General features: G+C 68.9%; 22 protein-coding genes and 8 pseudogenes. 14 read left to right on the plus strand and 16 right to left on the minus strand.

The genetic code is table 11. The features are described 5' to 3' along the window. Window positions 1–155: 155 nt before the first annotated feature. The 5 genes and pseudogenes from QF035_RS52570 to QF035_RS56100 form a co-directional block, all read right to left on the minus strand. Window positions 156–359, minus strand: a complete 204-nt coding sequence (locus QF035_RS52570; RefSeq protein WP_307530063.1) for a hypothetical protein — start codon at window positions 357–359, stop codon at window positions 156–158. Next, a complete protein-coding gene (locus QF035_RS52575; RefSeq protein WP_373466891.1) occupies window positions 320–835 on the minus strand; it encodes a hypothetical protein in 516 nt (171 codons plus the stop codon). Before QF035_RS52575 ends, QF035_RS52570 begins: the two co-directional genes overlap by 40 nt. A gap of 130 nt (window positions 836–965) precedes the next feature. Next, window positions 966–1,754, minus strand: coding sequence for an enoyl-CoA hydratase/isomerase family protein (locus QF035_RS52580; RefSeq protein WP_307530066.1), 789 nt, complete (start codon window positions 1,752–1,754; stop codon window positions 966–968). A gap of 61 nt (window positions 1,755–1,815) precedes the next feature. Then, window positions 1,816–2,709, minus strand: a complete 894-nt coding sequence (locus tag QF035_RS52585; protein ID WP_307530068.1) for an alpha/beta hydrolase — start codon at window positions 2,707–2,709, stop codon at window positions 1,816–1,818. A gap of 241 nt (window positions 2,710–2,950) precedes the next feature. Next, a pseudogene (locus QF035_RS56100) lies at window positions 2,951–3,136 on the minus strand (NAD-dependent malic enzyme); the annotation flags it as partial. A gap of 73 nt (window positions 3,137–3,209) precedes the next feature. Here QF035_RS56100 and QF035_RS52595 point away from each other — a divergent pair. After that, entirely contained in the window at window positions 3,210–3,377 is a 168-nt protein-coding gene (locus QF035_RS52595; protein WP_307530070.1) for a hypothetical protein, read from the plus strand. A gap of 230 nt (window positions 3,378–3,607) precedes the next feature. On the opposite strand, the gene QF035_RS52600 is transcribed toward QF035_RS52595, so the two are convergent. Next, a complete protein-coding gene (locus tag QF035_RS52600; RefSeq protein WP_060895109.1) occupies window positions 3,608–3,961 on the minus strand; it encodes an ArsR/SmtB family transcription factor in 354 nt (117 codons plus the stop codon). A 170-nt stretch (window positions 3,962–4,131) separates the two neighbouring features. Here QF035_RS52600 and QF035_RS52605 point away from each other — a divergent pair, with 170 nt between their 5' ends. From QF035_RS52605 to QF035_RS52615, 3 genes and pseudogenes are all read left to right on the plus strand, one after another. Further along, window positions 4,132–5,478 (plus strand): aldehyde dehydrogenase family protein, encoded by a 1,347-nt coding sequence (locus QF035_RS52605; protein WP_307530073.1) that lies wholly within the window; start codon window positions 4,132–4,134, stop codon window positions 5,476–5,478. 503 nt (window positions 5,479–5,981) lie between these two features. Then, window positions 5,982–7,094, plus strand: coding sequence for an alkene reductase (locus tag QF035_RS52610; protein ID WP_307530075.1), 1,113 nt, complete (start codon window positions 5,982–5,984; stop codon window positions 7,092–7,094). A 790-nt stretch (window positions 7,095–7,884) separates the two neighbouring features. Continuing rightward, window positions 7,885–8,112, plus strand: a pseudogene (locus QF035_RS52615) (thioredoxin family protein); the annotation flags it as partial. A 663-nt stretch (window positions 8,113–8,775) separates the two neighbouring features. Here the strand turns inward: QF035_RS52615 and QF035_RS52620 are convergent. After that, entirely contained in the window at window positions 8,776–9,882 is a 1,107-nt protein-coding gene (locus QF035_RS52620; RefSeq protein WP_307530077.1) for a baeRF2 domain-containing protein, read from the minus strand. Window positions 9,883–10,556: 674 nt separating this feature from the next. On the opposite strand from QF035_RS52620, the gene QF035_RS52625 reads away from it, so the two are divergent. After that, the gene (locus tag QF035_RS52625; protein WP_307531994.1) at window positions 10,557–10,664 is read left to right on the plus strand and encodes a DUF5133 domain-containing protein; all 108 of its coding nucleotides are present in this window, start codon (window positions 10,557–10,559) and stop codon (window positions 10,662–10,664) included. A 544-nt stretch (window positions 10,665–11,208) separates the two neighbouring features. Here the strand turns inward: QF035_RS52625 and QF035_RS52630 are convergent. Continuing rightward, window positions 11,209–11,339, minus strand: a pseudogene (locus tag QF035_RS52630) (Ppx/GppA family phosphatase); the annotation flags it as partial. A gap of 169 nt (window positions 11,340–11,508) precedes the next feature. After that, the gene (locus QF035_RS52635) at window positions 11,509–11,826 is read right to left on the minus strand and encodes an ANTAR domain-containing response regulator (RefSeq protein WP_307530079.1); all 318 of its coding nucleotides are present in this window, start codon (window positions 11,824–11,826) and stop codon (window positions 11,509–11,511) included. 350 nt (window positions 11,827–12,176) lie between these two features. Here QF035_RS52635 and qcrB point away from each other — a divergent pair, with 350 nt between their 5' ends. Continuing rightward, window positions 12,177–13,724, plus strand: a complete 1,548-nt coding sequence (qcrB, locus tag QF035_RS52640; protein WP_444968444.1) for a cytochrome bc1 complex cytochrome b subunit — start codon at window positions 12,177–12,179, stop codon at window positions 13,722–13,724. Here the strand turns inward: qcrB and ctaF are convergent. Beyond that, the gene (gene ctaF / locus QF035_RS52645; protein WP_307530081.1) at window positions 13,654–14,043 is read right to left on the minus strand and encodes an aa3-type cytochrome oxidase subunit IV; all 390 of its coding nucleotides are present in this window, start codon (window positions 14,041–14,043) and stop codon (window positions 13,654–13,656) included. The two genes, qcrB and ctaF, sit on opposite strands and share 71 nt — an antisense overlap. After that, complete coding sequence (gene ctaD, locus QF035_RS52650; RefSeq protein ID WP_307530083.1) at window positions 14,040–15,713, minus strand: aa3-type cytochrome oxidase subunit I; 1,674 nt, start codon at window positions 15,711–15,713, stop codon at window positions 14,040–14,042. Before ctaD ends, ctaF begins: the two co-directional genes overlap by 4 nt. Window positions 15,714–15,980: 267 nt before the next feature. Here ctaD and QF035_RS52655 point away from each other — a divergent pair, with 267 nt between their 5' ends. Continuing rightward, on the plus strand, window positions 15,981–16,346 hold the full coding sequence (locus tag QF035_RS52655; RefSeq protein ID WP_307530085.1) for a DUF6479 family protein: 366 nt from the start codon (window positions 15,981–15,983) through the stop codon (window positions 16,344–16,346). Window positions 16,347–16,599: 253 nt separating this feature from the next. Here the strand turns inward: QF035_RS52655 and QF035_RS52660 are convergent, their stop codons facing one another. After that, window positions 16,600–17,046, minus strand: coding sequence for an SsgA family sporulation/cell division regulator (locus tag QF035_RS52660; protein WP_307530087.1), 447 nt, complete (start codon window positions 17,044–17,046; stop codon window positions 16,600–16,602). A 301-nt stretch (window positions 17,047–17,347) separates the two neighbouring features. Between QF035_RS52660 and QF035_RS52665 the strand changes: the two are divergent. From QF035_RS52665 to QF035_RS52680, 4 genes and pseudogenes are all read left to right on the plus strand, one after another. Further along, window positions 17,348–18,288, plus strand: a pseudogene (locus QF035_RS52665) (SDR family oxidoreductase). Window positions 18,289–18,478: 190 nt separating this feature from the next. Continuing rightward, window positions 18,479–19,039, plus strand: coding sequence for a hemerythrin domain-containing protein (locus QF035_RS52670; RefSeq protein WP_307530089.1), 561 nt, complete (start codon window positions 18,479–18,481; stop codon window positions 19,037–19,039). A 69-nt stretch (window positions 19,040–19,108) separates the two neighbouring features. Then, window positions 19,109–19,513, plus strand: a pseudogene (locus tag QF035_RS52675) (FAD-binding oxidoreductase); the annotation flags it as partial. Window positions 19,514–19,572: 59 nt separating this feature from the next. Further along, window positions 19,573–20,520 (plus strand): annotated as a pseudogene (locus QF035_RS52680) ((Fe-S)-binding protein); the annotation flags it as partial. Window positions 20,521–20,603: 83 nt separating this feature from the next. Here QF035_RS52680 and QF035_RS52685 read toward each other — a convergent pair. Next, window positions 20,604–20,915: a glycoside hydrolase family 15 protein gene (locus QF035_RS52685; RefSeq protein ID WP_307530092.1), complete on the minus strand. Its 312-nt coding sequence runs from the start codon at window positions 20,913–20,915 to the stop codon at window positions 20,604–20,606. A gap of 13 nt (window positions 20,916–20,928) precedes the next feature. Here QF035_RS52685 and QF035_RS52690 point away from each other — a divergent pair, with 13 nt between their 5' ends. Beyond that, window positions 20,929–21,054: a hypothetical protein gene (locus QF035_RS52690; protein ID WP_307530094.1), complete on the plus strand. Its 126-nt coding sequence runs from the start codon at window positions 20,929–20,931 to the stop codon at window positions 21,052–21,054. Between the two features lie 251 nt (window positions 21,055–21,305). Here the strand turns inward: QF035_RS52690 and QF035_RS52695 are convergent. Together QF035_RS52695 and QF035_RS52700 are read right to left on the minus strand one after the other, a co-directional pair. Beyond that, window positions 21,306–22,414, minus strand: a pseudogene (locus QF035_RS52695) (enolase C-terminal domain-like protein). 23 nt (window positions 22,415–22,437) lie between these two features. Beyond that, window positions 22,438–24,282 carry a thiamine pyrophosphate-requiring protein gene (locus QF035_RS52700; protein WP_307530096.1) on the minus strand — a complete coding sequence of 615 codons (1,845 nt, stop codon included), beginning with the start codon at window positions 24,280–24,282 and terminating at the stop codon, window positions 22,438–22,440. A 518-nt stretch (window positions 24,283–24,800) separates the two neighbouring features. On the opposite strand from QF035_RS52700, the gene QF035_RS52705 reads away from it, so the two are divergent. Next, the gene (locus QF035_RS52705; RefSeq protein ID WP_307530098.1) at window positions 24,801–25,319 is read left to right on the plus strand and encodes a hypothetical protein; all 519 of its coding nucleotides are present in this window, start codon (window positions 24,801–24,803) and stop codon (window positions 25,317–25,319) included. A 49-nt stretch (window positions 25,320–25,368) separates the two neighbouring features. On the opposite strand, the gene QF035_RS52710 is transcribed toward QF035_RS52705, so the two are convergent. After that, window positions 25,369–25,632, minus strand: a complete 264-nt coding sequence (locus QF035_RS52710) for an integrase core domain-containing protein (RefSeq protein WP_307530101.1) — start codon at window positions 25,630–25,632, stop codon at window positions 25,369–25,371. A gap of 73 nt (window positions 25,633–25,705) precedes the next feature. On the opposite strand from QF035_RS52710, the pseudogene QF035_RS52715 reads away from it, so the two are divergent. Beyond that, window positions 25,706–25,852: pseudogene (locus QF035_RS52715) on the plus strand (LuxR C-terminal-related transcriptional regulator); the annotation flags it as partial. Window positions 25,853–25,854 lie beyond the last annotated feature (2 nt).

Raw genomic sequence — 25,854 nt, forward strand, 5'->3', positions numbered from 1 at the left:
TGTGATTGCCAGACCGGGCTATCGGTTTGCCCTGTTTGTTCCGCGTGATCGCGGGCGGGGCCCTCGCGTATCGCTCCGGCTGCGCCGGGGCCACGGCTCCCGGAGTGTGCTGGTCCTGCTCCTTCCTGGTCTTCGTCGGGGCTGGCGGCCGATCGTCAGGTGACGGCTGGGAGGGCGGTGAGTCGCTGCCAGCCGGTGGTAAACGCGGTCGCCCAGGGCCAGGTCCGCTCGATCCGCAGCCATCGGCGGCGGGCGTGGTCGGCGAGGCGGGTGGGCAGGTGGTAGAGGCGGAAGCGCATGGTGTCCGGCTCGGCGTCGGTCAGGTCGTCGATGTCGTGCAGGGCAGCAGCCGCAGCCATGCGTCGAGATCGGCGGCGAGGCTCGCATCGAGCATCCAGCCGCGGTTCACCTCCCACGAGGCGGACGGCAGGTTGCCCAGCCCCATCGCCTTGTTGGTGCGCACCCCGTCCTCGACGCCGGTGTGGGAGCGGTGCAGTACGTCCAGGAACTGGGCATGGCCTGAGCCGGCGATGCCCCACATGCGGCCGATGTTGGTCGCGGTGATGCAGTAACGCCAGCCGGTCCTCTTCTCGAACGCGGTCAGCTTCTTCAGGTGCCGCCGGGTCGGGCGGACTCGACGCAGGATCAGCCGCATGCCCTCCGGCCAGCCCTCACGGGTGTTCACCCCGGTCAACTCGGCGACGAAGTAGCCCTCTTGGAGACTGCCGTACTGGCGCACGGAGGTCTCCCAGGCGGTCTCGGGCAGCTTTGCGATGGCCTTCTCGTCGTCATCGGTGATCTTCCAGCCGACCGTGTGACGCACCGTGCGCCGCATGGTGTTCAGGGCTTCCAGGCACTCCAGCAGCCCGTGGGTGGCGCCGGCGCCGTCTACCTGGACAGGTGTGCCAATCCCTGGAAGCTGCCGTGGGACAGGTCGACGGGGCTGCCGGAAGTGCCTCCGCTGCTCACCGACCGTGGAATTCGAGGGCGGGCCGCGGCCTGCCGGCCTTGTACGCCGTGACGGCGGAGGCGAGTCCGGCCTTGGCGTCCTGCGTCTCGAAGAGCGGCATGGCGAGGTCGAACATCACTTGGTCTGCGGCCGTGGTCCCATTGGCGGCCCAGACCTGGAGAAGTGCCTTGTGTGCCGCATGGGCGCGGGTGGGCCCGTCGGCCAGCTTCCGCGCGAGGTCTGTTGCCTCCTGGAGCAGGGTGTCGTCGGCCACGACGCGGTTGACGACGCCGACATCCGCCATGGTCCGCGCGGGGATCTGCTCGGAGGTGAGTGCCCACTCGAAGGCCCGGGCCCGTCCCGCGCGTTCGGCGACGCGGTAGATGCCGCCCAGGAGGGTGACGATGCCGAGCGTCTGTTCCGGGTGGCCGAAGTGTGCAGATTCGGCGGCGATGATGACGTCCGCGCGCAGGGCGAGCTCGAAGCCGCCGCCCGAGCACCGTCCCTGGACGGCGGCGATCACGGGGATGGGGAGCCGTTCGAAGGCGTTGAAGACATCCATGTAGTGCTCGAAAAGGGCCCGGAGTTCCGCGGTGCTCAGGTCGGGCCAGTCGACGATGTCGCCGCCGAAGCAGAAGTCGGGTCCGCCGGCGCGCAGGAGGACGGCGCGGGCGTTGCGTCGGGTGATGTCCTCGGTCGCGGCGGCGAGTTCGTCGGCCATCTGCCGGTCGATCCGATTCTGAGGCGGGTTGTTCAGGACCACGTCGGCGATGCCGTCGGTGACGGTAAGGGTGAGGTGGGGCATGGGGGCCTTCTTGCGGTCGGGTCTGACGGGGGTGGGGTGGGCAGGAGCGGGTGAGGCGTCCTCAGGCCAGGTGCCGGCGGAACCAGTCGCGGGCTGCCGCGCTCGACTCCTCGAACCGGGAGAGGTAAGGGTCGAAGTGACCGCCGGGCAGCAGGACCAGATCCTTGGGCTGCAGCGCGCGTTCGTAGGCGGCGAGCGCCAGGTCCGTGACCGTGACGGTGTCGTGGTCGGCGACCACGAGCAGCAGCGGCGTGGGGGAGACGCGGCTGATCCAGGCACCCGGCTCGTACATGCGGGCGGCACGGGTGGAGCGCAGGGTGACCTGGTTCTCCCAGGCGCCGGGCGGGAGTTGCTGGAGGTAGAAGTCGATGGCGTCCTTGGCCCGGTAGGCCGCCGGCACTGCGGGGTCGTCGCTGACGATCGCCTGTGTACGGGGTGCCTCCCCCTGGAACTGGGCTCGCTCGTCTTGCGCGAAGGCGTCTTCAAGGCCGGCGGCGGCGTCCGGCGGGACACGGCGCAGGCCCTGCTCGTAGCCGCTGATCGTGGGCACCTGGGCGACCACGCACCGCGGGCGCCGGTCGGTGGCGCCCAGGACGAGGGCGTGGCCGCCGGCGTAGCTGGTGCCCCACAGGCCTATCCGGTCGGGGTCGACTTCGGGTCGGCTCTCCAGATAGGAGATGGCGCGACGCCAGTCGGCGATCTGCTGCCAGGGGTCCACGTCCTGGCGGGGGAAGCCCTCGCTGGCGCCGAAGGTGCGGTGGTCGTGGAGGAGGACGACGAAGCCGTCCTCGGCGAAGGCCTCGGCGAACTGCTCCAGCCCGTGTTCCTTCACGCCCGCGTAACCGTGGGCCATGGTGATCGCCGGGTGCGGGCCGGGGCCGTCGGGGATGAAGAGCCAGCCGCGCAGAGTGACTCCACCCTCCGCGGTGAAGGCGATGTCGGTTCGTTGTGTCATGGGTCGTCTCTCCTGGCAAGGCGCGGCCGGCGCTCGGCTGTCGGCTGCTGTCATGGAATGCGGGGGTACGGGGCTGTGTGGGCGGGCGTTTGCGGTTCTCCACCGCGGCGGCGCTGGATGGTCAGGCCGTGCGGCCCGTGGGCGTCGTGGCCAGGAAGGCGTCGAGCAGTGCGGCGACCGCCGAGGGCCGCTCGACGTGCACCCAGTGACCGGCGCCTTCGACCGCGGTGGCCTGGACCGAGGCGGTGCACACCTCGGCGACGCCCGGCGTGTAGGCGAGGGAGAGGTCTTCGCCGCCCCGGAGCGGCACTGTCGCGGCAATCGCCATCTTGCCGCCGCGATGGAGCGCGAACACCGGTCCAGCGAAATGGTCGGCCGCTTCCCCGTGCTCCGTTGGCGAATGCCAGGGCTCAGCCGGCCATGGCATCGAGGACGTCGCACAGCCCTTCGCCGAGAGGGGGGAGCCGGTATGCGACCCGCGAGTGAACCAAGGGTAGGCAGTGGGGCTGACGATTGTCGCCGCCCCGCTCAGCTCGCCCTCCTCGAAAGTGCTGCGCCACCTGCTGTGGGAGCAGCCGCTGCACACAGCGAAGGCCATCGAGATCCAGGTCTTCGTGCCGATGGAGTCGATCCGGTCCAATCCGCATGTGCGTATAGGCGGTCAGTGACCAGTCTGTGTAGGTGGTACGGCGGGGTGGGTGGCCTATCGCCTTTGCTGGTGCGCGGGTTACGGCCACTCGGCGGGCGTCGGGCGGGAGGCCGGCCTCGCCGGCTCGGCCGTGACCTGGTCGACGTTGTGCCCGGGGTGTTGTTCGACGTGATCGAAGCCGACCGCAAGCTGGGCACCTGGCTGCGGTGGGTCCGGTTCGTCGCGGCCGCGGAGGAGCGCCCCGGAGGGTCAGGCGCACTCGGCGTTCACGTAAGGCTCCACGCGGCCGACGCTCTCCTTGAGGACGAGGTCGAGCAGTCCGGGGAAGCGCTGGTCCAGGTCTTCCTTGCGCAGAGTGTTGAAACGGCGGGTGCCGACATCGTGCTGCCGGATGAGACCGGCCTCGCGCAGGACGCGGAAGTGGCGGGTGAGTACGGACGCGGTGACGTCCTGCGTGAAGCCGCTGCAGGCCAGACCGGGGGAGACGGAGAGGGTGACGACGATGGTGAGCCGTGTCTCGTCGGTCAGCGCGCTCATGATCTTGAAGAGGTCGAGGTCGTCCGTGTCGGGGTGGACGAGGGGGGATGAGGTGCGGCTGGCCATGAGGAAAGAATAACCCCTGCCCTATGTTCGCGTCAGCGCGTACATGGGTTACAGTGAAGGCACGGATTGACCCTTCATCCGTCATCCACCGGGTTGCCCATCACCGGTACTACGGCATGCCACGAACGCCTTTGACGGCGCGGCCTGCAATCAAGAACGGAGCACACCCCATGACCACAACACAGGCGACCGAGCCGAGGACGCGCCGGACCGAAACTGCCGCGGAGGTGGTCGGCCGTCTTCGTGCGACGTTCAACACCGGCGTCACCCGCGGACTGGACTGGCGCGTCAGCCAACTGCAGCGGCTGCGGGCACTGCTGGTCGAGAACGAGCAGGAGCTGATCGAAGCCCTCTGGGCTGACCTGAGGAAGAACGCCGCCGAGGCCAAGACTCAGGAGATCGACTTCACCGTCGCCGACATCGACGAGGCGCTGGCGAATCTCGAGAGCTGGCTTCAGCCTCGCCCGGTGGAGGTTCCTGCCCACTTCGGTCCCACGACAACGGCCTACACCACGTACGACCCGCTCGGGGTCGTCCTGGTGATCGCTCCGTGGAATTTCCCGCTGCACCTTCTCATCGACCCCATCATTGGCGCGCTGGCCGCCGGGAACACCGTGGTGGCCAAGCCGAGCGAGATGTCGGTGCACACCTCGGCGGTCGCTTCACGCCTGCTGCGTGAGTACTTCGACGCCGACGTGCTCACCGTCGTCGAAGGGGGCGCCGAGGAGACCACGGCCCTCCTGGCGCAGCGTTTCGACCAGATCTTCTACACCGGCAACGGCACGGTCGGCCGGATCGTCATGGCCGCGGCAGCCAAGAACCTCACCCCCGTCACGCTCGAACTCGGAGGCAAGTCACCGGTCTTCGTGGCGCCCGACACCGACGTGGACGAGACCGCCAAGCGGCTGGTCGGCGCCAAGTTCGGCAACGCGGGGCAGCAGTGCATAGCCCCCGACTATGTCCTGGCCGATCCTGCCACCGCCGCCGCACTGGTCCCCGCCCTGCGTGCGGCGGTCGAAGCTCAGTTCGGCACCAGCCCGCAGACCTCGGCCGGCTTCGGCCGGATCATCAACGAGCGGCACTTCGACCGGCTCACCGCTCTGCTGGACTCCGGCCGGGCGGCGGTGGGAGGCCAGCGCGACCGTGACGACCTGTTCATCGCACCGACGGTGCTCACCGATGTCGACCCCGCATCGCCGGTCATGCAGGAGGAGATCTTCGGTCCGATCCTCGCCGTCGTCGAAGTCGAAGACCTCGATGCCGCCATCGCCTTCATCAACGAACGCGACAAGCCCCTCGCGCTCTACGCCTTCACCGAGTCCGAGGCCACCAAGTCGCGCCTGGTGAACGAGACGTCCTCCGGCGGCGTCGCCTGGGGCCAGCCGGTGATGCAACTGCTCATGCCGGGACTGCCTTTCGGAGGCGTCGGCGAAAGCGGCATGGGCCGATACCACGGCCGGTACTCCCTCGAGACGTTCAGCCACCTCAAGGGCGTCGCGGACGTACCGCTCAACTAGGCCCGCGCTTTCGTGAAGCAGGCTGGCCGATGGGCGATCGGCCGGCGGACGTGCCTCAGGCCGGTGAGAATGAGGATCGCTGAGATCGCTGTTCCCACCCCCGCCGCAATCGCGTTCCAGGTGAAGCCGTGTATCGGTCCTCTTCGCGGGGGCGCGTCGAGGGAGTCGGTCGCGGCGCGGCCTGCAGACATCGATCCGTACCGACTCCGGCGGCGGCACCCATGACTTCGTCAGCTGGCCGGCTGCTGATCGTGCGCAAGGAGCGAACGCCCGTACTCCGGCGGGCAGTTGCGCTTGACAGGCGTCGACACCGACGCTGACGCCGACGGCATGCGGCTCTCACCGCGTTCGCCGCCCCCACCCCGATCACGGTCCTGGAACCGCGTCACCGTCAGCGGCCCACGCCTGCCCGAGGACCCCATCCGCGCCTCCGCCGGGACAGCGTGGACCCCCTGCGTCGCAGACGTTCATCCCCTTTCCCTCCGTATTGCAGAAAGAAGCCCATGGCTGTGAATATTTCAGAAGTTACGCCCGTTCCATCACTCTTCTCCCCCGTCTCTCTCGGGAAGATCGAGCTCGCCAACCGCATCGTCATGGCACCGCTGACCCGGGTCCGGGCCGGTTCCTCCGGCATCCCCGGGGACCTCATGGTCGAGTACTACCGGCAGCGGGCGAGCGTCGGAATGATCATCACCGAGGGCACCTACCCCGACCACGCGTCGCAGGGGTATGTCGGTGAGCCGGGCATCGCCACCGACGAGCAGGCGGCCGGCTGGCAGCGGGTGTTCGAGGCGGTGCACGCCGAGGGCGGCCACATCGTCCTGCAGATCATGCACGCCGGCCGCGGCACCCACCCCGACATCAACGGCGACCGCCGCATCCTCGCCCCCAGCGCGATCGCCATCGACAATAAGACGTTCACCGAGAAGGGCGAGCAGCCCTACCCCGTACCGGAAGCGATGACCACCGCAGAGATCCGTGCAGCCCTGGAGGACTTCGTCGCCGCGGCCCGCCGGGCCATCGAGGCGGGAGCGGACGGCGTGGAAATCCACGGGGCCAACGGCTACCTGCTCCAGGAGTTCCTTTCCCCGGCGGCCAACCAGCGCACCGATGGATACGGCGGCTCGCCGCACAACCGCGCCCGCTTCGTCGTCGAGGTCGTCACGGCGGTCGCCCAGGCCGTCGGTGCCGAGCGGGTCGGGCTGCGGATCTCGCCGGAGGTCGACCTCGGGGACGTCTTCGAGACCGACCGGGACGACGTCCTGGCCACCTACGGCACCCTGATGGACCAACTGCGCCCGCTGGGCCTGGCCTACCTCTCCGTACTGCACGCCGAGCCGGGCGGCGACCTTGTGCAGGAGCTGCGGCGGCGCTTCGACGGCAAGCTGATTGTCAACAGCGGCCCCTTCGGGGGGCAGACCACCCGCGAGCAGGCGCTGCAGCAGATCGAGGCCGACCACGCCGACGCCGTGGCCGTGGGCCGGGCCCTCATCGCCAACCCCGACCTGGTCGAGCGCTGGCAGGGTGGCCACCCGGAGAACGAGCCGCGGCCGGAACTGTTCTACGGGCCGGGCGCCGAGGGCTACACCGACTACCCGTTCCTCGAAGCGGCTTGAGCCCACGGTCACGCCTGTCCATGCGGCAGCCCCACTCACCCATGGACAGGCACCCGACCGGCGACACCGTGTCCGCCGCTTTGAGCCCGCGGTCACACCGGCGATCACCGGCTCGAGGACCGTCGGGTCCGTCAGGGCGTTGACGGTCCGCAGGTTCCTGGTCCGCAGCCTGCGTTCGGTGACCTCGTCGAGCACATCGCTCTCGTGCGTGGCCACCGCGGCGGCCTTCGGCCACAGCTGACGCCTATGACAGTTTTCCGGCGGCGGCCCATCAACCAGGTCCGCCTTCCGTAAGGGAGTCCTTCGCCGATATCCGTCCCCGCTGTACACCGGCGCCCATGCCGTCCAGCCCGAACGCTGGGAATGGGGGTGACGAAAGGGGCTGTCGGTGGGGCGGGATCTGGGTCTGGACGGGGTGGTGGACTACTTCACCCTGTCCGGCGACGAGGCGGGCTGGTTACGGAACAAAAGCGGCGCCACCAGGCTGGGCTTCGCCGTCCATCTGAAATTTTGCGACGGCGACCTCGGAGGCGGTTCACGAGTTACTCGGCACCTGATTCGCCGCTCGTTAACGGCTCCCCGACCGACGCCACCACTGGTCCAGGGCCCTTCACGCCGGAGGGCCCTGAGCCATGCCCGCAGTGGACAACGGACAGAACGAAACCCCATCCATGACTTTGGCTCACCCGCCCACCCCGGCAGCAGCGCAGGGCCGTCCCGGCCTGGCACGCCGCGCGAGGGATGATGGGGATGGAATGACGGAACGTGAGGTCAGGAGCTTCCATGGCGCGAGCCCTGCCGGGTGATGGACCTCGTCGTGGGGGGCATCGCCGACGACTACACGGGCCGCCTGACGGCCGTCCGCACCGACATCACGCGCTGTCCGGCCGCAACCGAGCGATACGGGATCACCGGAGCCCCGTCCTGCGTCCTGCTGAAGGGGGGAGAGGCGGTGGCGCACGGCACGGGGCCCATGACCACCGCCGAGGTACGCAAGTTCCTGGACGGCCACCTCTGAGCGGCCGCTGCGGCACGTGGCCGCGACGCCGTCACGTCTCGTCTGTGAGAGCTGCGCCGCCTGAGACACCTTGGGGCTGAGACACCCCACAGGTCACATAACACCGTCGACCGCCGTGTCGTCGGGCAGCCCAGGTATGCGACGCAGCGTCACTGCTCTCCGGAGCCGCCCGCAGACGCTCAGTTCAGCTACGAGCACCTGTTTGAACGGAGACGGCAGGGGCACTCAGGGCGTGGCTGAGCGGCCATGGGGGAGGGCCGCGGACCCGGTGTGACCGGGTCCGCGGTTCTCCTGCAGCCGAGAGGTACTGGCCTGGCCGTCGTTGAGCCGCAGCTCGGCGGGCCGCCCCGGCCGCCCCGGCCGGCACGGCGTCTCGGCCATCTGTCTCCCCAGCCGAGGTGCGGCAGTTGGAGTTCCCCGGCGTATGAGGGCACGGTGCTCGCCGTCGTCCACGACTACTCGTTCCCCCGCTGCCTGACATCCCGCAGTGACCGCCGGGCGCTGGAGAAGGTGAAGGTGGCACGAGGCAGGGAAGGGCGAAGCGGCTCCGGAAATACACGGTGCCGGGCGATGCGCAGGGAGGGCAGGCCGAAATCGGAAGCGGTCGCGCCGGCGCCCCGGCACACGGACTTGTGTGCCGGGGCGTGTGTCTCCGCGGTCGGTCTAGGCCCAGCGGAGCAGCGCTCCGAGCCCGCCCACCGGAGTGTCCTGGGGGCCGGCCACTGTTACCGACAGGGCGGGTGCGCCCGTGGCCACCGCGGAGCGCAGGAGCGCGTCGTCCGCACGGGCGGGCCAGGGGTTCGGCTGGCCGAGCACCTTGGTGTCCGTGCGACGTACCGCCAACTGGTCTGGGGCCTCGCCTATCCACACCTCGCGGTGTGCGTCGGGGCCGGCCGGGCGGATCAGGAGTTCGCTGATCCGGTGCTCCCGGGCCGCCTCGACCAGCGCGGGAACGTCCTCCACGGCGCCGACATGGCCTTCCGCGTCCGGCGACCGGGCTGCCACGAACCGCTCAAGTTCATCGGCCGCCCTGCGGTGGACATGCTCCGCGCGGGCCCGCTCCACGTCCTTGTCCAGCAGCTTGCTGCCGGGCCCGTGAGGGGCCTCGACCACGAGATCGTGCAGCCTCTGCGGCAGCCGTTCGCGCACGGCCCGCCGCTCTCGGTCGTCTCCGACGAGTATCAGCAGGTCGGCGCGGGTTTCCTCCTGGCACACCGCGAGTGCCTCCGCGATCTCGGCCGCGTTGTGCTCCCAGGTGTTCTCGACCTTGAGCTGGAAGTGCCGCTCGGACCAGTCGGAGGTGCTGGTCCGGTGCACGGGCCACTGCCGCCCGGTCACCGAGCCCGCGTCCTTGCTGCCCCGTGCGCCCCGCAGTTCGAAGTCGGCGCCCCGGCGGTCGATGTAGGCGACCACACAGAGCGGGTCCTCGCCGACCAGGTCGAGTAGTGGGGCGGTGCGCGGCAGGGCCGACCACTGAGCGGACAGGCTCCCGGGGGATGCGGCCAGGGCAGGGTCGAGCACCACCTCGCCGGCGGTGGCGAACAGGGCCCGGCCGTGTGGCTCGGGGGAGTGCCGCAGCTCCTCCAGCGCTCCTCGGACTGCCTGGCAGGTGGCCTCGTCGGCGCCTTGCCCGGCGAGTTCCGTGGCCGCCGCCCGGGCCATCAGTGACCTCTCGTGCGGGGTGCCCTCCGTATGCCGAGAAGTGTCGGCGTACACGGAGGCCCACGGCCCAGGATGTTCGTACAGCGGGTGGAGAAAGGCGAGATCCATTGGTTCCTCCCGGATGCCGCTCGGGAAATTGCTGAGCGGGCGGGTACCCGAACCGCACCGAAAGAACACGAAGATCGTGGTACCACTGGGCTCTGGGTGCAGTGTGCTGCGCCGCTTGGGCTGTGGCGCGCGTGCCCGTCGCATGACTGTCCACTGTCGAGAACGCTGGGCACGGGGGGCGAGACGTCGTATCGTCGCTCGGCGTTGATCAGCTCGCAGCCCTTCGGATGAGTCGGGTGGCGTGCCGACGGCGGTCAGCCCAGTTCGGGCCAGGGATCTGGCGAGCGACCCCGGGAGAGTGGTAGGGCGCCGGGGCGCGGTTGTATGCGCTGCCAGGAGTCTGGGGCAAGCGAAAGGCCAGGAGTTCCACGCTGGCGGGCGAAGCCGCGCATCGGGTCCCATGAGGAGCGAGACGCGCTCACCACACCAGCGCGCGACCGCTTGGTGACGGGGCTTGGTCACGGGCCGGTTTGAGCCTTTGCGACGTGGGGCACACAGTCCGGCAGGTGCTTGGGATGACAGGCCCACTCGCGAGAGCGGCCGACAGTCGGCTGTCTTCGGTGCCTGCCGCTCCCAGATGCTCTCGCGACTGTCTGACGCAGCGCGACGGGAGGAGAACAGACTCGATGAGCACAGGACAGGTACGTCAGCGCCTGAACGATGTCTCCTAGACCCTGTGCGTCGCCACTGGCACCCGTGACATCGGTGCCGCGCTCAAAGCCGCCCGCCATCAGCTTCTGAGCACCCGGCCCGAAAGCGACTCCTTCAGAGCCGCCACCTGACACGTGCCGCCGCAACGGGCGAACCTGCCGACCGGACAAGCGCGACTCCCGCGGGCCGCCGGGCTGGCGTGCCCTGTGCAGGGCCGAGCCCGGCGTCGTCTCGGCCACCACGGGCGGCAGGCGCGTCCTCGTCACGGAGTCGCGCCGCACAGCACGGCGGCAGAGAGGACGCCGAGTGAACGGCATCCCCGTTCTCCTGCACGCCCTCCACCACGCTGGGAAGCACCGGGTCGACCGGCTGATGGCGGTGGCGAGGGCCACCGCGCTGAGCACGAGGTCCACCACATCGCCATCAGCCACCCCCACTGGTTCCGAGAACACCTTCTGCACCGGGCCGAAACTTCCCTAGAGCACGACCTCCACCTGGGCGATCGGGCGGGGGTACCGACGGCGGGCGTGTCGTCGATGTTCCGGGAGAAAGCCGCCCAGGCGGTGGGCAGTCGGCCCGAGCTGGGTCTGCTGCTCCTGCATGATCTGCGGGACCTGCACCTGGGCGCCACGGAAGCTCCCTGCACTTCCAATGCCTCATCGCCGATGGCTCCGTCGGGCTGGACGTGCTCGGACAGCCGTAGCTTCCACTTGACCGGTGTGCACCGGTAGCGGTACACCTGCGTCGGTGTCCGCGGTGGCCAGACGGACCGTGTTCGACCCCGCATCCACCACGCTGACTCGCATGAGCCGCGAGTACCCGACCCGCCAGAGGCGAATCGCCCGAGGACAGCCCCCACCAACCCCGGTTCGTTCCCGGAAGCAGACGCCGAAGGTGGGAGGGAGTGCATGGTTTGCGCGTCATGTTTGCAGGCTCGATGGCGCGGCCCGAAGGTCCACCCGCGACTGCCGCCTGCTACTGCGAGTGCCGGAAACCCTCAGCACCTGGCTGGGCGGGAGCGGTCGGGTGGTTCTGCGTGGTTTGAAGGGCTGCCGACAGGTGTTGTTGGAGATGCTGCGGCATTTCGCCGCCAGGTCGTGCCGCTTCGACCAGGTAGTCGGCTACCTCGCGCAGTTTGGTGTTGCTGTGCTGGGAGACCTTTACCAGGATCTCCCATGCCGCCTCCGCGGAGCAGCCGAACCCCGACATCAGGATTCCCCTTGCCATGTCGATGACCGGCCGGGTGTCCAGGGCTTGGCGCAGCTGATCGATCTCCTGCCGGAGCGCCTGCACGGCATCGGACTCGGAATGACTCTGGGACGCAGCCTGCGTGCTCCGCAGATGTACACGCGGCCTTTCGCCCCCGCAGCTTCGCTGAGAAGTCGAACTCTGTCGCATGACAATCGCCTGCCCGGCGCACGCATCCACTACACGTACGGCCACACAGACGGCTGCCTGCCGCCTCCGATCGGGTGCTGTGCGGCCACGGAGGAGTGTTCGGCCGTCTGTGGGTACTTGCCGGCTGTTCAGTCGGGGATAGCTCGGGACAGAGGGCAGGGCGGCTCACGGGGACCGGGCCACGCCCGGCATGAGGAGGGTTTGGTGGACTACAAACGTCACGGCGGGCCTGGCCCGGAGGACAAGTGAGGGCGGCGCGCCGGCAGTCCGCACCGCCCCCACCGACGGGGGGCGGCCGACCCCGCCGGCACGGGGAACGCCTCGCGGACGCCGCGGACGGGCGGCTGCCCGTGCTCGACGGCGGCGGTCGGATGCTGCGTAAGGCGTTTCCCGACCACTGGTCCTTCCTCCTGGGCGAGATCGCGCTCTACAGCCTCGTTGTCCTACTGGTCACCGGGGTCTGGCTGACGCTGTTCTTCAAGCCGGAGATGAGTGAGGTGGTGTATCAGGGGCAGTACGAGCCGCTGCGAGGTGTGCGGATGTCGGCAGCGTTCGATTCCACCCTGCACATCAGCTTCGACGTACGCGGCGGACTCCTGGTGCGACAGACACACCACTGGGCGGCGCTCGTCTTCGTCGCCGCGATCGGCGTGCACCTGCTGCGGATCTTCTTCACCGGGGCCTTCCGCAGGCCCCGGGAAGTGAACTGGGTCATCGGCGTCACGCTGTTCGTGCTCGCTCTCGCCGAGGGCTTCGCGGGCTACTCGCTCCCCGACGACCTGCTGTCCGGCACGGGGCTGCGTATCGCGCAGGGCATCATGCTGTCGATCCCGGTCGTGGGCACCTACGTGAGCATGTTCGTGTTCGGTGCCCAGTTCCCCGGCGAGGACATCGTCACGCGGCTCTACAGCATGCACATCCTGTTGTTGCCCGGGGCGCTGATCGCCCTGGTCACCGTGCATCTGGTCCTGGTCTTCTATCTGAAGCACACTCAGTGGCGCGGTCCCGGGAGGTCGCGGCAAAACGCCGTCGGCAAGCCGTTTTTCCCGCAGTTCGTGGCCTCTTCCGGGGGGCTGTTCTTCATGGTCTTCGGCGTTCTGGCGCTGCTCGGCGGTCTCGCCCAGATCAACCCGGTGTGGGTGTACGGGCCCTACCGGCCGGACCAGGTGTCCACCGGTTCCCAGCCGGACTGGTACGTCGGTTTCCTGGAGGGGGCGCTGCGGCTCGTACCACCGTGGGAGACGACCCTCGCCGGTCACACCTTGATGTGGAACGTGCTGCTCCCGGCGGTCGTCCTGCCCGCGCTGCTGTTCCTCGTCCTGTATCTGTATCCCTTTGTCGAGCAGCGGCTGACCGGGGAGTGGCGTCACGAGCAGCACTTGTGCGACCGGCCGCGGGAGCGCCCTGTGCGTACCGGTCTGGGTGCTGCCGGAGTCACCTTCTTCGGCGTCCTGCTGCTGGCCGGTGGCAACGACATCGTGGCGCAGACCTTCCGGGTCTCCCTCAACACCCTCACCTGGGTGCTGCGCGTCGCCCTCGTGGCGGGGCCCGTCCTCGCCTTCCTTGTCACCCGTCGGCTCTGCCACGCCCTCCTGGATACCGAACGTGGGCGTCTTGAGGACGGGGAGGAGACAGGAGAGGTGCGGCAGACCGTGGCAGGCGGGTACGAGAGCAGCCACCGGCCTGTCGACCGGTTCAGGCCCGGGGCTCCCCGGATCCCGGTCAGCCCTGCCGACGGGCGTACTGGAACACCATCCCCAGAACCCCCCGAGCGAGCACCCCGAAACCGATGAGGAACAGCCACAGCCCGTAGACCACACCCGTGGACGTGATCGCGAAGCCGAGAGCGGTGACGACCGGCCAGGGGCTCTGCGGCGGGAAGAACTCCAACGGCCCGCTGGAGTCGGCGACTTCCGCGTCGGTACGGTCCTGGGGGCGTCGGCCCTTGCGCCGGTACTGCATGGCGCAGAAGAAGCTCACCAGGGCGCCCATCAGGAAGGCGACCACCAGGGCAGCCGTTCCGGCCGGGTCGTGTGACCACCAGCCGTACAGCGCGGCGGCACCGGCGAAGAACGCGGCCACGCCACCGAAGAGGAATGCCTCGACCTTCATCGCAGTCCTTCCTTCTTCGCCTGTTTGACGATGTCGGGATGGTGCAGGTCGAAGGCGGGTGACTCGGAGCGCACCTGGGGAAGGGCCACGAAGTTGTGGCGGGGCGGCGGACAGGACGTCGCCCATTCCAGCCCGCGTCCGTAGCCCCAGGGATCGTCCTCGTCCACGCGCGTGCCGTAGCGGGCGGTGTGCCAGACGTTGAAGAGGAACGGCAGCGTGGAGATGCCGAGCAGGAAGGCGCCCACGGACGACAGGGTGTTGAGCAGTGTGAAGCCGTCGGCAGCCAGGTAGTCGGCGTACCTGCGCGGCATCCCCGCCTCGCCGAGCCAGTGCTGCACCAGGAAGGTCAGGTGGAAGGCGGGGAACAGCAGCCAGAAGTGCAGCTTGCCGAGCCGCTCGTCGAGCATCTTGCCCGTGAACTTGGGCCACCAGAAGTAGAAACCGGCGAACATCGCGAAGACCACGGTGCCGAACAGCACGTAGTGCAGGTGGGCCACGATGAAGTACGAGTCGGTGAGGTGGAAGTCGAGGGGCGGGGAGGCGATGAGCACCCCGCTCAGGCCGCCGAGCAGGAACGACACCAGGAAGCCGAGCGCCCACAGCATCGGCGTTTCGAACGAGATCGACCCCTTGAGCATGGTGCCGATCCACGCGAAGAACTTGATCCCGGTGGGTACCGCGATCAGGAACGACATCAGGGAGAAGAACGGCAGCAGCACCGCACCGGTGGCGAACATGTGGTGCGCCCACACGACCGCCGACAGCATGGTGATCGCGATCGTCGCCCCGATGAGCGGCAGGTACCCGAACAGCGGCTTGCGCGAGAACACCGGCAGGATCTCCGAGATGATCCCGAAGAACGGCAGCGCGACGATGTAGACCTCCGGGTGACCGAAGAACCAGAAGAGGTGCTGCCAGAGCAGGGCGCCCCCGTTCGCCGGGTCGAAGATGTGCCCGCCGAACTTGCGGTCCGCTTCCAGGGCGAGCAGCGCGGCGGTCAGGACCGGGAACGCCGGCAGTACCAGGATCGAGGTGAACAGGATGTTCCACGTGAAGATCGGCATCCGGAACATCGTCATGCCGGGCGCGCGCAGACACAGGATCGTCGTGATGAAGTTGACCGCACCGAGCGTCGTCGACACTCCCGTGACGACCAGCCCCATCACCCACAGGTCACCGCCGGCGCCGGGGGAGTGGTAGGAACTGTTCAGCGGCGCGTATGCGAACCAGCCGAACGCCGCGGCGCCGCCCGGCACCAGGAAGCCGGCCACGACCATCAGCCCGCCGAACAGGTACATCCAGTAGGACAAGGCGTTCAGGCGTGGGAAGGCGACATCCGGGGCACCGATCTGCAGGGGCATCACCGCGTTGGCGAAGCCCGCGAACATCGGGGTGGCGAAGAGCAGCATCATGATCGTGCCATGGATCGTGAAGAGCTGGTTGTAGGTGTGCTCGTTCACGAACTGCAGTCCGGGGCGGGCGAGTTCGGCCCGCATCGCCAGCGCCAGCAGGCCGGCGAACAGGAAGAAGCCGAAGGCCGTGACCATGTAGAGACGGCCGATCTCCTTGTGATCCGTCGTCGTGGCCCAGCGCAGCAGCGTATGACCCAGCGACTTTCTCGAGGCCGACGGAGACTCGGCTTTGTCGGCGCGTTCAGAGAGCTCGGTCATCGTCCTCCTCAGCGGGGTACCTCCGGCCCAGGAGGCACCCCGAGAGCCATGACGCACGGGGAAGCGGCATGCGAGTGCCCTGGCAGCACGGTGGGAAACCGGGCCGGACACCGGCGTCGGCGACGCTATCGGCGAGCCAACGGAAAACCGCTTGCGCCACGCCCGCTGTCCGTCCTCGGAGGAGTTCGCCCCGGCCGCGCACATCCGAACGTGTGACGCCTCCCGGGCAGGCGGTATCCGCTGCCCGGACCTGGGTACCCGGCCAAGATGAACGTCATCGCCTATCAGGCAGCCGCGACGAATCCGGCCGGAGTGATCGCCCTCCTCATCGGCGGTCTCCTCATCGCCGGTGCCCTGGTGTGGGCCGTACGGCTCGGTATCAAGGTGCGGAGCCGCGAACCAGGGCCGCCGAGACGACACGAACAGCCCACGCTCCCCGAATCCGGACCGGTCCACGAGACCCGGGAGATGAGGGAACCGAACGAGGTCCCCCGCGCGGCGGACGAGAGCGAAAGGCTCACGCCGCACGATCTTCGGTCCTCCGGCAGCAGACGCAGCGAGAATCAGAAACGCCGACGCTGGAATCGCGGCTCCAGCGGCTCGTTCGGCGGCGGCGGCCCAGGCAAGACCTGACGACGACCCACTGGGTGTACCACGTGTCCGCCCTGGTCGGCGCGGGAGTCCTGTGTGCCGATGACCGGACGAGTTCCCCACGAGAGCCGACCGACGCCTTCCGACGGCCGGGCTGGAGTCTTCGTACGGCTCTCCCGGCTACTCGGTGCCTCGCACAAGTCGAGGAGGCCAGGCAGCTTGACGACCGGTGCACCCACTGGACCACCAGGATCGGCGGGTGCGGCGCGAGTTCGACACCGAGATCGTCACAAGCTCAGTCCTGGTCGAGCAGAGGCGCGAGGAAGCCTTCCCAGTCCAGGTGATCGCTCTCCGTGTCCCGGGGAACGAGCTGCAGGGTGACGTCCAGCCAGTTGGAGATCACGTCCCGTTCCATCTGGAAGACGGCGCAGCTCCTGAGCGGCCCGAGCCGGATACGCAGCCATCCACATCCGTCCGTCTGATGGACGGGCCATATGGCCACGTCGCCGATCCCCTCATGGCGGCGCAGCCCGAGCAGGAGTGCCTCTCGTGACAGGGACCAGTGGATCGAGGCGCCGTCGGTTTTCAGGCCGATGCGGACGGCGAACGGGTCCAGGGACGTGTAGTGCAACTCCAGGTCGAGGGGTACGGCAGGGCGGCCGTCGCGGACCAGGTGCGTACGGTGGTGCAGTGTGGTGGTGCGGTGGGGGTGAAATTCCGTCAGCGTGACTGGCTTTGACACGAGTGATCACTTCCGAAGCGTGAATGCGACAGGCCGACGGCCGCCCGCCCTCCTCGTACCTGCCGTCTCAAGCACGGGGTAGGACAGGTACCCCCGATTGTGGTGTTGCAACGGCTCCTGGAGCCCAAGGCGCAGGCCCGCCCCTCTCTTCCTGATCGCTGCCGGAGTGCTCGAGACGGACATCTGGGATTTCGTTTCCCGGTACGGAGAACGCGATACCTGAGAGGAACTCGTCATGAGTCGGGAGGACCTATGAGCGGGACGAAACGACAGCGCCGGAATCGGACGGGCGACGGCCAGGATGTTCGGCGCCCGCGGAGCCCGGGTGGCACTGCTCGCTCGTGGGAGGACGGGGCTCGACGCGGCTGCGGCCGACGTGCAGGACGCGGGTGGTCACGCGTTGCCCATCGTGGCCGACATGGCCGAACCCGACCAGGTCGAGGAGGCGGCCCGCCGCGTCGAGGAGGAGCTGGGCCCCATCGACGTTTGGGTGAACAACGCCTTCACCGCCGCCTTCGGCACCTTCATGGACGTGTCGCCGGAGGAGTTCCTCCAGGCGACGAGGTCGACCTATCTGGGCTATGTGAATGGCAGCCGTGCCGCCCTCGCCCGGATGCTGCCCCGGGACGGGGCACGATCGTGCAGGTCGGATCTGCCCTCGCCTACCGGGGTGTCCCGCTGCAGAGCGCGTACAGCGGCGCCAAGCACGCGATCCAGGGCTTCATCGAATCGGTGCGCTGCGAGCTGCTGCACGAGAAGTCCGGGGTCCGGGTCACGATGGTCCAGATGCCGGCCGTCAACACCCCCCAGTTCACCTGGCTGCGCACGCATCTGCCCCGGCACGCTCAGTCGGTGCCCCCGATCTACCAGCTGGAGGCCGCTGCCCGCGCTGTGCTGCGCGCCGCCGACCATCCGCAGCGGCGCGAGTACTGGGTCGGTGCCTCGACAGTGGCGACGTTGCTGGCGAACTCCGTCGTACCGGGACTGCTGGACCGCTACCTCGCACGCGGTGGATTCGAGGCGCAGCAGACCGACGCCTTTCCGCCGACCACCGGGCACGGCAATCTCTTCGAGCCGGCGGACGAGAAGGGGGACTACGGCACTCATGGCGTCTTCGACGACCGGGCTCACGCCTCCAGCCCGCAGCTGTGGGCCAGCCGTCACTACGTCGGACAGGCCGTAGCCGCCGCAGGATTCGCCGGGGCAGGTTACGCCGTACTGCGCCGATGTCTCAGGTCCTGACCGTCGGCTGACCCTCAGCCGGCAGGCGGGGACAGCGGGCGAGGGGGCAGGCGTACCGCTCACCTCCCGGGATGCGCATGCGGCCCGCGCAGCTTCGCGTGTGTACCGAATGCTCTGCCCGGTTTGCGTGGGTGAGGCCAGGGATACACGGTCGGAGCATCCCGGTCGCTGCAGGAGAGAGGAAAGAACCATGGGCCACGGTGGAGATGTCATCGCGGAACTGACCACCGATCACCACGAGGTCGAGGAACTCTTCGGGCGGATCGACGCGCTGCCCCCGGGGGACAAGCAACGCCAGGTGTACGCCGAACAGGCAGTGATCGAGCTGGTGCGGCACTCGGTCGCCGAGGAGATGTACCTCTATCCGGCCGTACGCCAGGTCCTGCCGGACGGCGACACGATCGCCGACAAGGAGATCGAGGACCACGCCGAGGCCGAGCGGACCATGAAGGACCTTGAGGACGTCGACGCCGACGAGCCGGAATTCGACCGGCTCATCGCCAAGCTGATGACCGAGATCCGCTCGCACATCCGCGACGAGGAGGACAACCTCTTCCCGAAGCTGCGGTCCGTGGCCTCCGAGGACGAGCTGATGAAGCTGGGCGACGAGATCCGCCAGGCCAAGAAGACCGCTCCGACCCGCCCGCACCCGTCTGCTCCGGACACCCCGCCCGCCAACAAGCTGCTGGCCCCCGGCGCGGGCATGGTGGACCGCCTCAGAGACGCCCTGACGGGACGCGGCAAGGACTGACGCAGCAAGGCGCCCGAGCCGGGCCCGGACGCCGACGCGCATCAGTGACTCCACAGCGGAAGGTTGTTCATGGACCCGGTCGATCTGCCCCTGCCCGTCGTCCGCCGCCCGTCGACTTCTAACGACGTCGACATCGACGCCCTTCAACGGGAGCTGCGTGCCCGGGTCGACGGGGAGGTCCGGTTCGACCCGGGTACGCGTGCGGCGTACTCGACGGACGGCTCCAACTACCGGCAGGTGCCGATCGGGGTCGTCGTCCCGCGGACGGCGGAGGCAACCGTTGAAGCAGTGACGGTGTGCCGCGAGCACGGGGCACCGCTGCTGTCCCGGGGCGGAGGCACCAGCCTGGCCGGCGAATGCTGCAACACAGCGGTGGTCCTGGACTGGAGCAAGTACTGCGACCGGCTGCTGTCCGTGGACCCTCACCACCGGCGGTGCGTGGTCGAGCCGGGCATCGTCCTGGACGACCTGAACCGGCAGCTGGCCGAGTACGGCCTGCAGTACGGGCCGAAGCCGGCCACCCACCCGAGACGCTCGGCGGTGTCGCGCCCGAGCGGGGCGTGCCCCTCTTCGCCGAGCAGCGGTTCACCGACTGGTGGCGCGAGCGGGGCGGACCGCGCGGCGAAGGGCACCGGGGCGAGGTCGTCGTGTGGCCCGACACCTTCACCGACCACTTTCACCCCGCGATCGGCAAGGCCGCCGTGGAGGTCCTGGAAGCGGCCGGCTTCACGGTCAAAGTGCCCGACGCGGCGGTGTGCTGCGGACTGACCTGGATCTCCACCGGGCAACTGGGCATCGCCAGGCGGGTCCTCGGCCACACGATCGACGTCCTGCGCGAAGACCTGCGCCGGGGCACGCCCGTGGTCGGCCTCGAACCGAGCTGCACGGCCGTCTTCCGCGCCGACGCGGCCGAACTGCTGCCCAAGGACCCGGACGTGGCGCGCCTGCGTGAGCAGACCCGCACCCTGGCCGAACTCCTCGTCGAACGCGCCGACGACTGGCAGCCGCCGCGTGTCGACGCCCGTGCGGTGGTCCAGCGGCACTGCCACCAGTACGCCGTCATGGGCTTCGACGCCGAGGGGAAGATCCTCGAACGCGCCGGGGTCGACGCCGACGTACTGGACGCCGGCTGCTGCGGACTGGCCGGAAACTTCGGCTTCGAGAAGGACCACTACGAGGTGTCCATGGCCTGCGCCGAGGCCGGACTGCTGCCCGCCGTGCGGGAGGCGGACGACGCGACACTGGTCCTCGCGGACGGCTTCAGCTGCCGCACGCAGGTCGACCAGGCCGACATCGGACGCACCCCCTTGCACCTGGCGGAAGTCCTGGCGGCGGCCCTCCGCGGACGGGACACCCGGCCGGACCGCCCCTCGCCCCCCGGACTGCGCGCACTGCTGCCCCTGGGCGCGGTCGCTGCGGCCACCGCGACGCTGGCCGCACTCGTCAGAGCGCGGCACTTCCGTCGCTGGCCCTTCCCTTGAGCCGCTTCGACAACCGGTGAACGGCAGGCATCGGCGACGCGCACGCCGGAACCACGACAGGGTCGCGGCAGAGCCGCTGCTGTTTACTGCCCGGCGGAAGTGTCGCTGCGGAAGCGTGCCGAGCACTCCAGCAGCAGGGCATGGACGAATCCCTGCGGGAGGTTCCCGCGCAGTTGGCGCTGCGAGACGTCGTACTCCTCGGCGAACAGTCCCGTGGGCCCGCATGCCGAGCGGGTGCGTTCGAACCACCGCACGGCCTCGGTTTCCAGACCCTGCGCGTGAGCGGCCAGCGCCATCGTGAAACCGCACAGCAAAAAGGCGCCTTCCGCGTCGCCCAGCTGTTCGTCGCCGTGTCGAAACCGGTAGACGTAGCCGTCCTCTGCCAGCCGGTGCATCACTTCCGCGCCGGTGAGCGCGAAGCTTGGGGCCGGCGGGCGGCACGGCTCCGCGGGCCAGCGGCAGCAGAAGGGCCGCCTCCGGGCCGGCATCGTCGGCGGCGCGCTGCCAGTGGCCGTCGGGATGCAGACAGCGTGACCGGGTGGCGTCCAGGATGCGCTCCGCCAGCCGGGACCGGTCCTCGGACGCTGAGGTGCGCACTTCAAGCGCCAGGTCGCGCAGGCCCACGACGCAGGAGAGCCGGGAGTGTGTCCACCAGCGGCTCTCCAGCTCCCACAGCCAGGCGATCTGTCCGCGCGGGTCGATGAGCGCGCCGCGCTCCCCCTCGGCGATCAGGGCGTAGTCCCGCAGCACGAAGGGGCTGTCGGTGTCGTTCACGGGGTGGCTGCTCATGCCGTGCGGTGGCAGTCCGCGGCCGCCCGGTTCAGGGTGAGACCGTGGCCCGGTTCCCCGGACGCCCCCGGCGTGACGGTCCCGCCCTGTGGATCGAGCGGGCCGTGGAACAGCATGGTCTCGATGCGGACGTGGTCGTGGAACCACTCCAGATGACGGGTGTTGGGCACGGCCGCGGCGACGTGGGCGTGCAGATGTGGGGCGCAGTGACCCGAGATGTGCAGCCCGAGCCCCTCGGCGACGGCCGCCGCGCGCAACCACACGGTGACGCCACCGCAGCGGGTCACGTCGGCCTGAAGGCAGTCGACGGCTCCGGAGGCCGCCATCCGGGCGAAGTACGGCAGGTCGTAGCCGTACTCACCGGCCACGACGTCCGCGGTGACGGCATCGCGCACCTCGCGCAGCCCGGCGAGGTCGTCGGAAGAGACGGGTTCCTCGAGCCAGATGACGCCGAGATCAGCCATGACCGCGGCTATGCGCACGGCCTGTTTGCGGGTGTAGCCACCGTTCGCGTCGACATACAGCTCCGCCGCGTCGCCCACGGTGCGGCGGGCCAGTCGGATGCGGTGCAGATCGCAGGCCTCCTGCCGGCCGCAGGATTCGGCGATCTTGATTTTCACGCGGTCGATGCCCTGCTTGGTCCAGCCGCGCAGTTGCTGTTCGAGCTGGGTGTCGTCGTACGTGGTGAGGCCGCCGCTGCCGTACACCGCGACCTTGTCGCGCGCCGAGCCCAGCAGTCGCACCAGGGGCAGTCCGAGCAGGCGCGCCTTGAGGTCCCACAGGGCGGTGTCGACGGCGGAGACGGCGCCGGCCTCGATGCCGGGCCTGCCGGTGTTGAGCACGGACGGCTCATGCGGTCGTTGGCCGCAGGGACTCCGAAGGCGTCCTGCCCGACGACGAGGTCCGCGAGCTCGTGCTCGACGACCGGGACTGTGGCGGCCGACCCGTACGTCCAGCCGATGCCCCTCTCGCCCGCCGCGGCGAGCTCGACCAGGACGAGGGTCGTGGAGTTCCAGGTGAGCGTGGCATCCCCGCCCGGAAGATCGGTGGGGGCGCGGTACACAGAGACGGACAGGTGCTCCACGGCAGGGCCGTTGTGAAGCACCTGAGCCTGTGGTGCCGGTTGGGTCACTTGTTCTCTTCGGCGCTGTCGTGGGGCCCGGCCCCGGGGCGGTCCTCGCGATGCCGCCTGCCCGGCAGCATTTCCTGCACCTTGGCCTTCAGTCCTTGCCTGACCATGGAAGCGCGGTCGCTGTCGCCGTGCAGGATGGCGGAGGCCGCGGCCTCGATCTGGTCCAGGGACGCGTGCGGCGGGATCGGCGGGACGGCCGGATCGGTGCGGAAGTCGATGACGAAGGGCTGGTCCGCGGCGAGGGCCCGGTCCCAGGCGGCCTCGACATCCTCCGGCTTCTCCACCCGCACGCCCTCCAGGCCGATGCGCTGGGCGATCTCGGCGTAGGGCAGATCCGGGATGTGCTGCGACTCCTCGAACTGCGGGGCACCGGACATGGCCCGCATCTCCCAGGTGACCTGGTTGAGATCGCCGTTGTTCAGTACGGCGACGATCAGCCGCGGATCGGACCACTCACGCCAGTATTTCGCGGCGGTGACCATCTCCATCATGCCGTTCATCTGCATGGCGCCGTCACCGACCAGCGCGATGGCCGGACGGTCGGGATGGGCGAACTTCGCGCCGATCGCGTATGGCACACCGGGCCCCATCGTCGCCAGCGTCCCGGACAGCGAGCCGCGCATCCGGCCCCGCAGCCGCAGATGACGGGCATACCAGTTGGCGGCGGAGCCCGAGTCGGCGGCGAGGATGACATCCTCGGGCAGCTTGCCGTCCAGGGCGTGCACGACGTACTCGGGATTGATCGGATCGGCGTCCACGGCGGCCCGCCGCTGCATGACCTCCCACCAACGGGAGACGTTCTTCTCGACCTTCTCCCGCCAGGCGCGCTTTTCCTTGTGGTGCAGGCGCGGCAGCAGACGCTGCAGCGTTTCCCGCGCGTCGCCCACCAGGTTCACCTCGAAGGGATACCGCAGCCCGATCATGTGCGGGTCGATGTCGATCTGCACCGCTCGCGCCTGGTCCAGTCCCGGCATGAACTGCGTGTACGGGAAGCTGGAACCGATCATCAGCAGGGTGTCGCACTCCTGCATCAGTTCATAGGACGGGCGGGTCCCCAGCAGCCCGATGGAGCCGGTCACATAGGGCAGGTCGTCCGGCAGAACGTCCTTGCCCAGCAGTGCCTTGGCCACCCCGGCCCCGAGCACGTCCGCCAGCTGCTCCACCTCGGCGCGCGCCCCGCGCGCACCCTGCCCGATCAGCACGGCGACCTTCTCGCCGGTGTTCAGCACCTCGGCGGCACGCTCGATGTCCTCGTCGGCCGGCACCGGCGCGTAACGTCCCAGGCCAAGGCTGGAGGGCACCATCTTGAAGGCGTGGGTCGGCGGACTGTAGTCCAGCTCCTGCACGTCGGCGGGCAGGATGATCGCGGTGACGGTCTGCTTGGCGTACGCGGTGCGCATCGCCCGGTCGATGAGGTTCGGCAACTGCTCCGGCACCATCGCCGTCTCGCAGAACTCCGAGGCGACGTCCTTGTACAGACTCTGCAGATCCACTTCCTGCTGGTACGAACCGCCCATCGCGCTGCGATTGGTCTGCCCGACCAGCGCCACGACGGGCACGTGGTCCAGCTTGGCGTCGTAGAGCCCGTTCAGCAGGTGGATTGCTCCCGGCCCGGACGTGGCCGCGCACACCCCCACTTTCCCGGAGAACTTGGCGTACCCCACCGCCTGGAAGGCAGACATCTCCTCGTGCCGCGCCTGGACGAACTTCGGCTTGTTGTCGGCTCGCCCCCACGCCGCCAGCAGGCCGTTGATGCCGTCCCCGGCGTAGGCGAAGACGTGATCCACGTCCCAGTCGCGCAGCCGCTGGAGGATGTAGTCGGACACCTTCGTGCTGGCCATGAAAACTCCGTTCCGGTCCTGCGTACTGTGTAAATGCCCTCGACACCCCTTGCCCAGACCGATCGCATGGGGCGCCGGGCGGCCGGATATTCCACGGGTAGCCGTGCACGTACGAGAGAAACGTCGCACCGCGGACGCTCTCTGGAACACAACCATCCGTCGACGGCCGGGTCGCCGTACTCCGGGTCACCCGAACTCCGCGCGTCGGTGGCCGGGCACCAGTGCGCACCAGGACCAGCCTGCTCCGCCGCGCACGGCTCAGGGTCCTCTGAGGCGTCCGCGCCTGGCCAGGGGACAGCGGGGTGGGACCGGGCCCCTTCGAAGAACCTCGCCGGTGCCGCTGCGCGCTGTGCGCTGTGCGCTGTGCGCTGTGCGCTGTGCGCGAGGCTGAGCCGACGACGTGGCCGTCAGCCCAGGCAGACGAGCAGATCGTTGTACGCCTGCTCGCAGCGGCGGCATGCCTAGGGTCTGTCCGGTGAGTCGGCAGGGTCACCTTGCCTGCCTTCTAGGCTGACGCCATGGAGAACGGGCTCGCTCACGAGGAAAGCGCCTTCATCAACTTTCGACGCTACGTCCCAGATCCGAAGGAGCACGGGTTTCGATGGGTTGACATCAAGCAGCTCCGCCTCTCTGCGGAGTCCGTGGACGATAGAGGGCTGCTTGCCGAACTGATTGGGCATGAGCAGTTCCGGGACGACTATGCAGGTGGTGGAGTGCTGCCGGACGGACCCCGGCACGGTCCGTACTGGCTGCGATTGATCACTCCCGACCTGTACGAGCCCATCAGTCAGGAGAAGGCCGAGCAGATTCTGCGGGAGTGGATGGATCCGCTCTGGGACGTGCCCACCGAGCTGGAGGAAGATCTGCAGCAGGAGGTGTTCGCCCGCCTGTTCGCAGCCGATGGCATCTACTACCTCAGTGAGCTCGGTGACGATGCGATTCATGTCTGGGGACGCGTGCACGACTACTTCCACGAGTTCGTGCTCATCGACCGCTCGGCTGGGCGTATCACGCTCATCGTCGCCGCCGACGACTGAGGCAACCACCGGGGCATCTGTCAATCCCCTGGTTCCGTAGAGACTTTGGTTATGCGGTCTGATCTTTCTGGCCGTGTCGCTCGCGCGCTTCGGCGATGATTCTTTCGAACTCCTGGGGCGGTAGGCCGCCGGCCGCGCTGTGCCTTCGTCGCGGGTTGTAGAACCCAGTGATCCATGTGGCGATCTTCAGGCGGGCCTCGCTCCGGGTCGCGAATTGTCGGCGGTGGATGTACTCGACCTTGATCAGCGAGTTGAAACTCTCCGCGGCGGCATTGTCCAGCGCGGACCCCACCCGTCCCATGGACTGCACCACGCCCAGGCGGTCACAGAGCTTGTTGTACGCCTCGGACGTGTACTCCGCGCCGCGGTCGCTGTGGAAGATCGTCGCGGCCAAGCTCCACCTCTCGGAGTCCACGGTCCGCAACTACCTCTCCTCCGCGATCGGCAAGACAGGCACCCGCAACCGGATGGAGGCGATGCGGGAGGCGCGGCAGCAGGGGGGTGTGACCCTGCTGCCGCGGCGGGGGTTGTGACC

The sequence above is a fragment of the Streptomyces umbrinus genome (assembly GCF_030817415.1).
GTDB classification, from domain to species: domain Bacteria; phylum Actinomycetota; class Actinomycetes; order Streptomycetales; family Streptomycetaceae; genus Streptomyces; species Streptomyces umbrinus_A.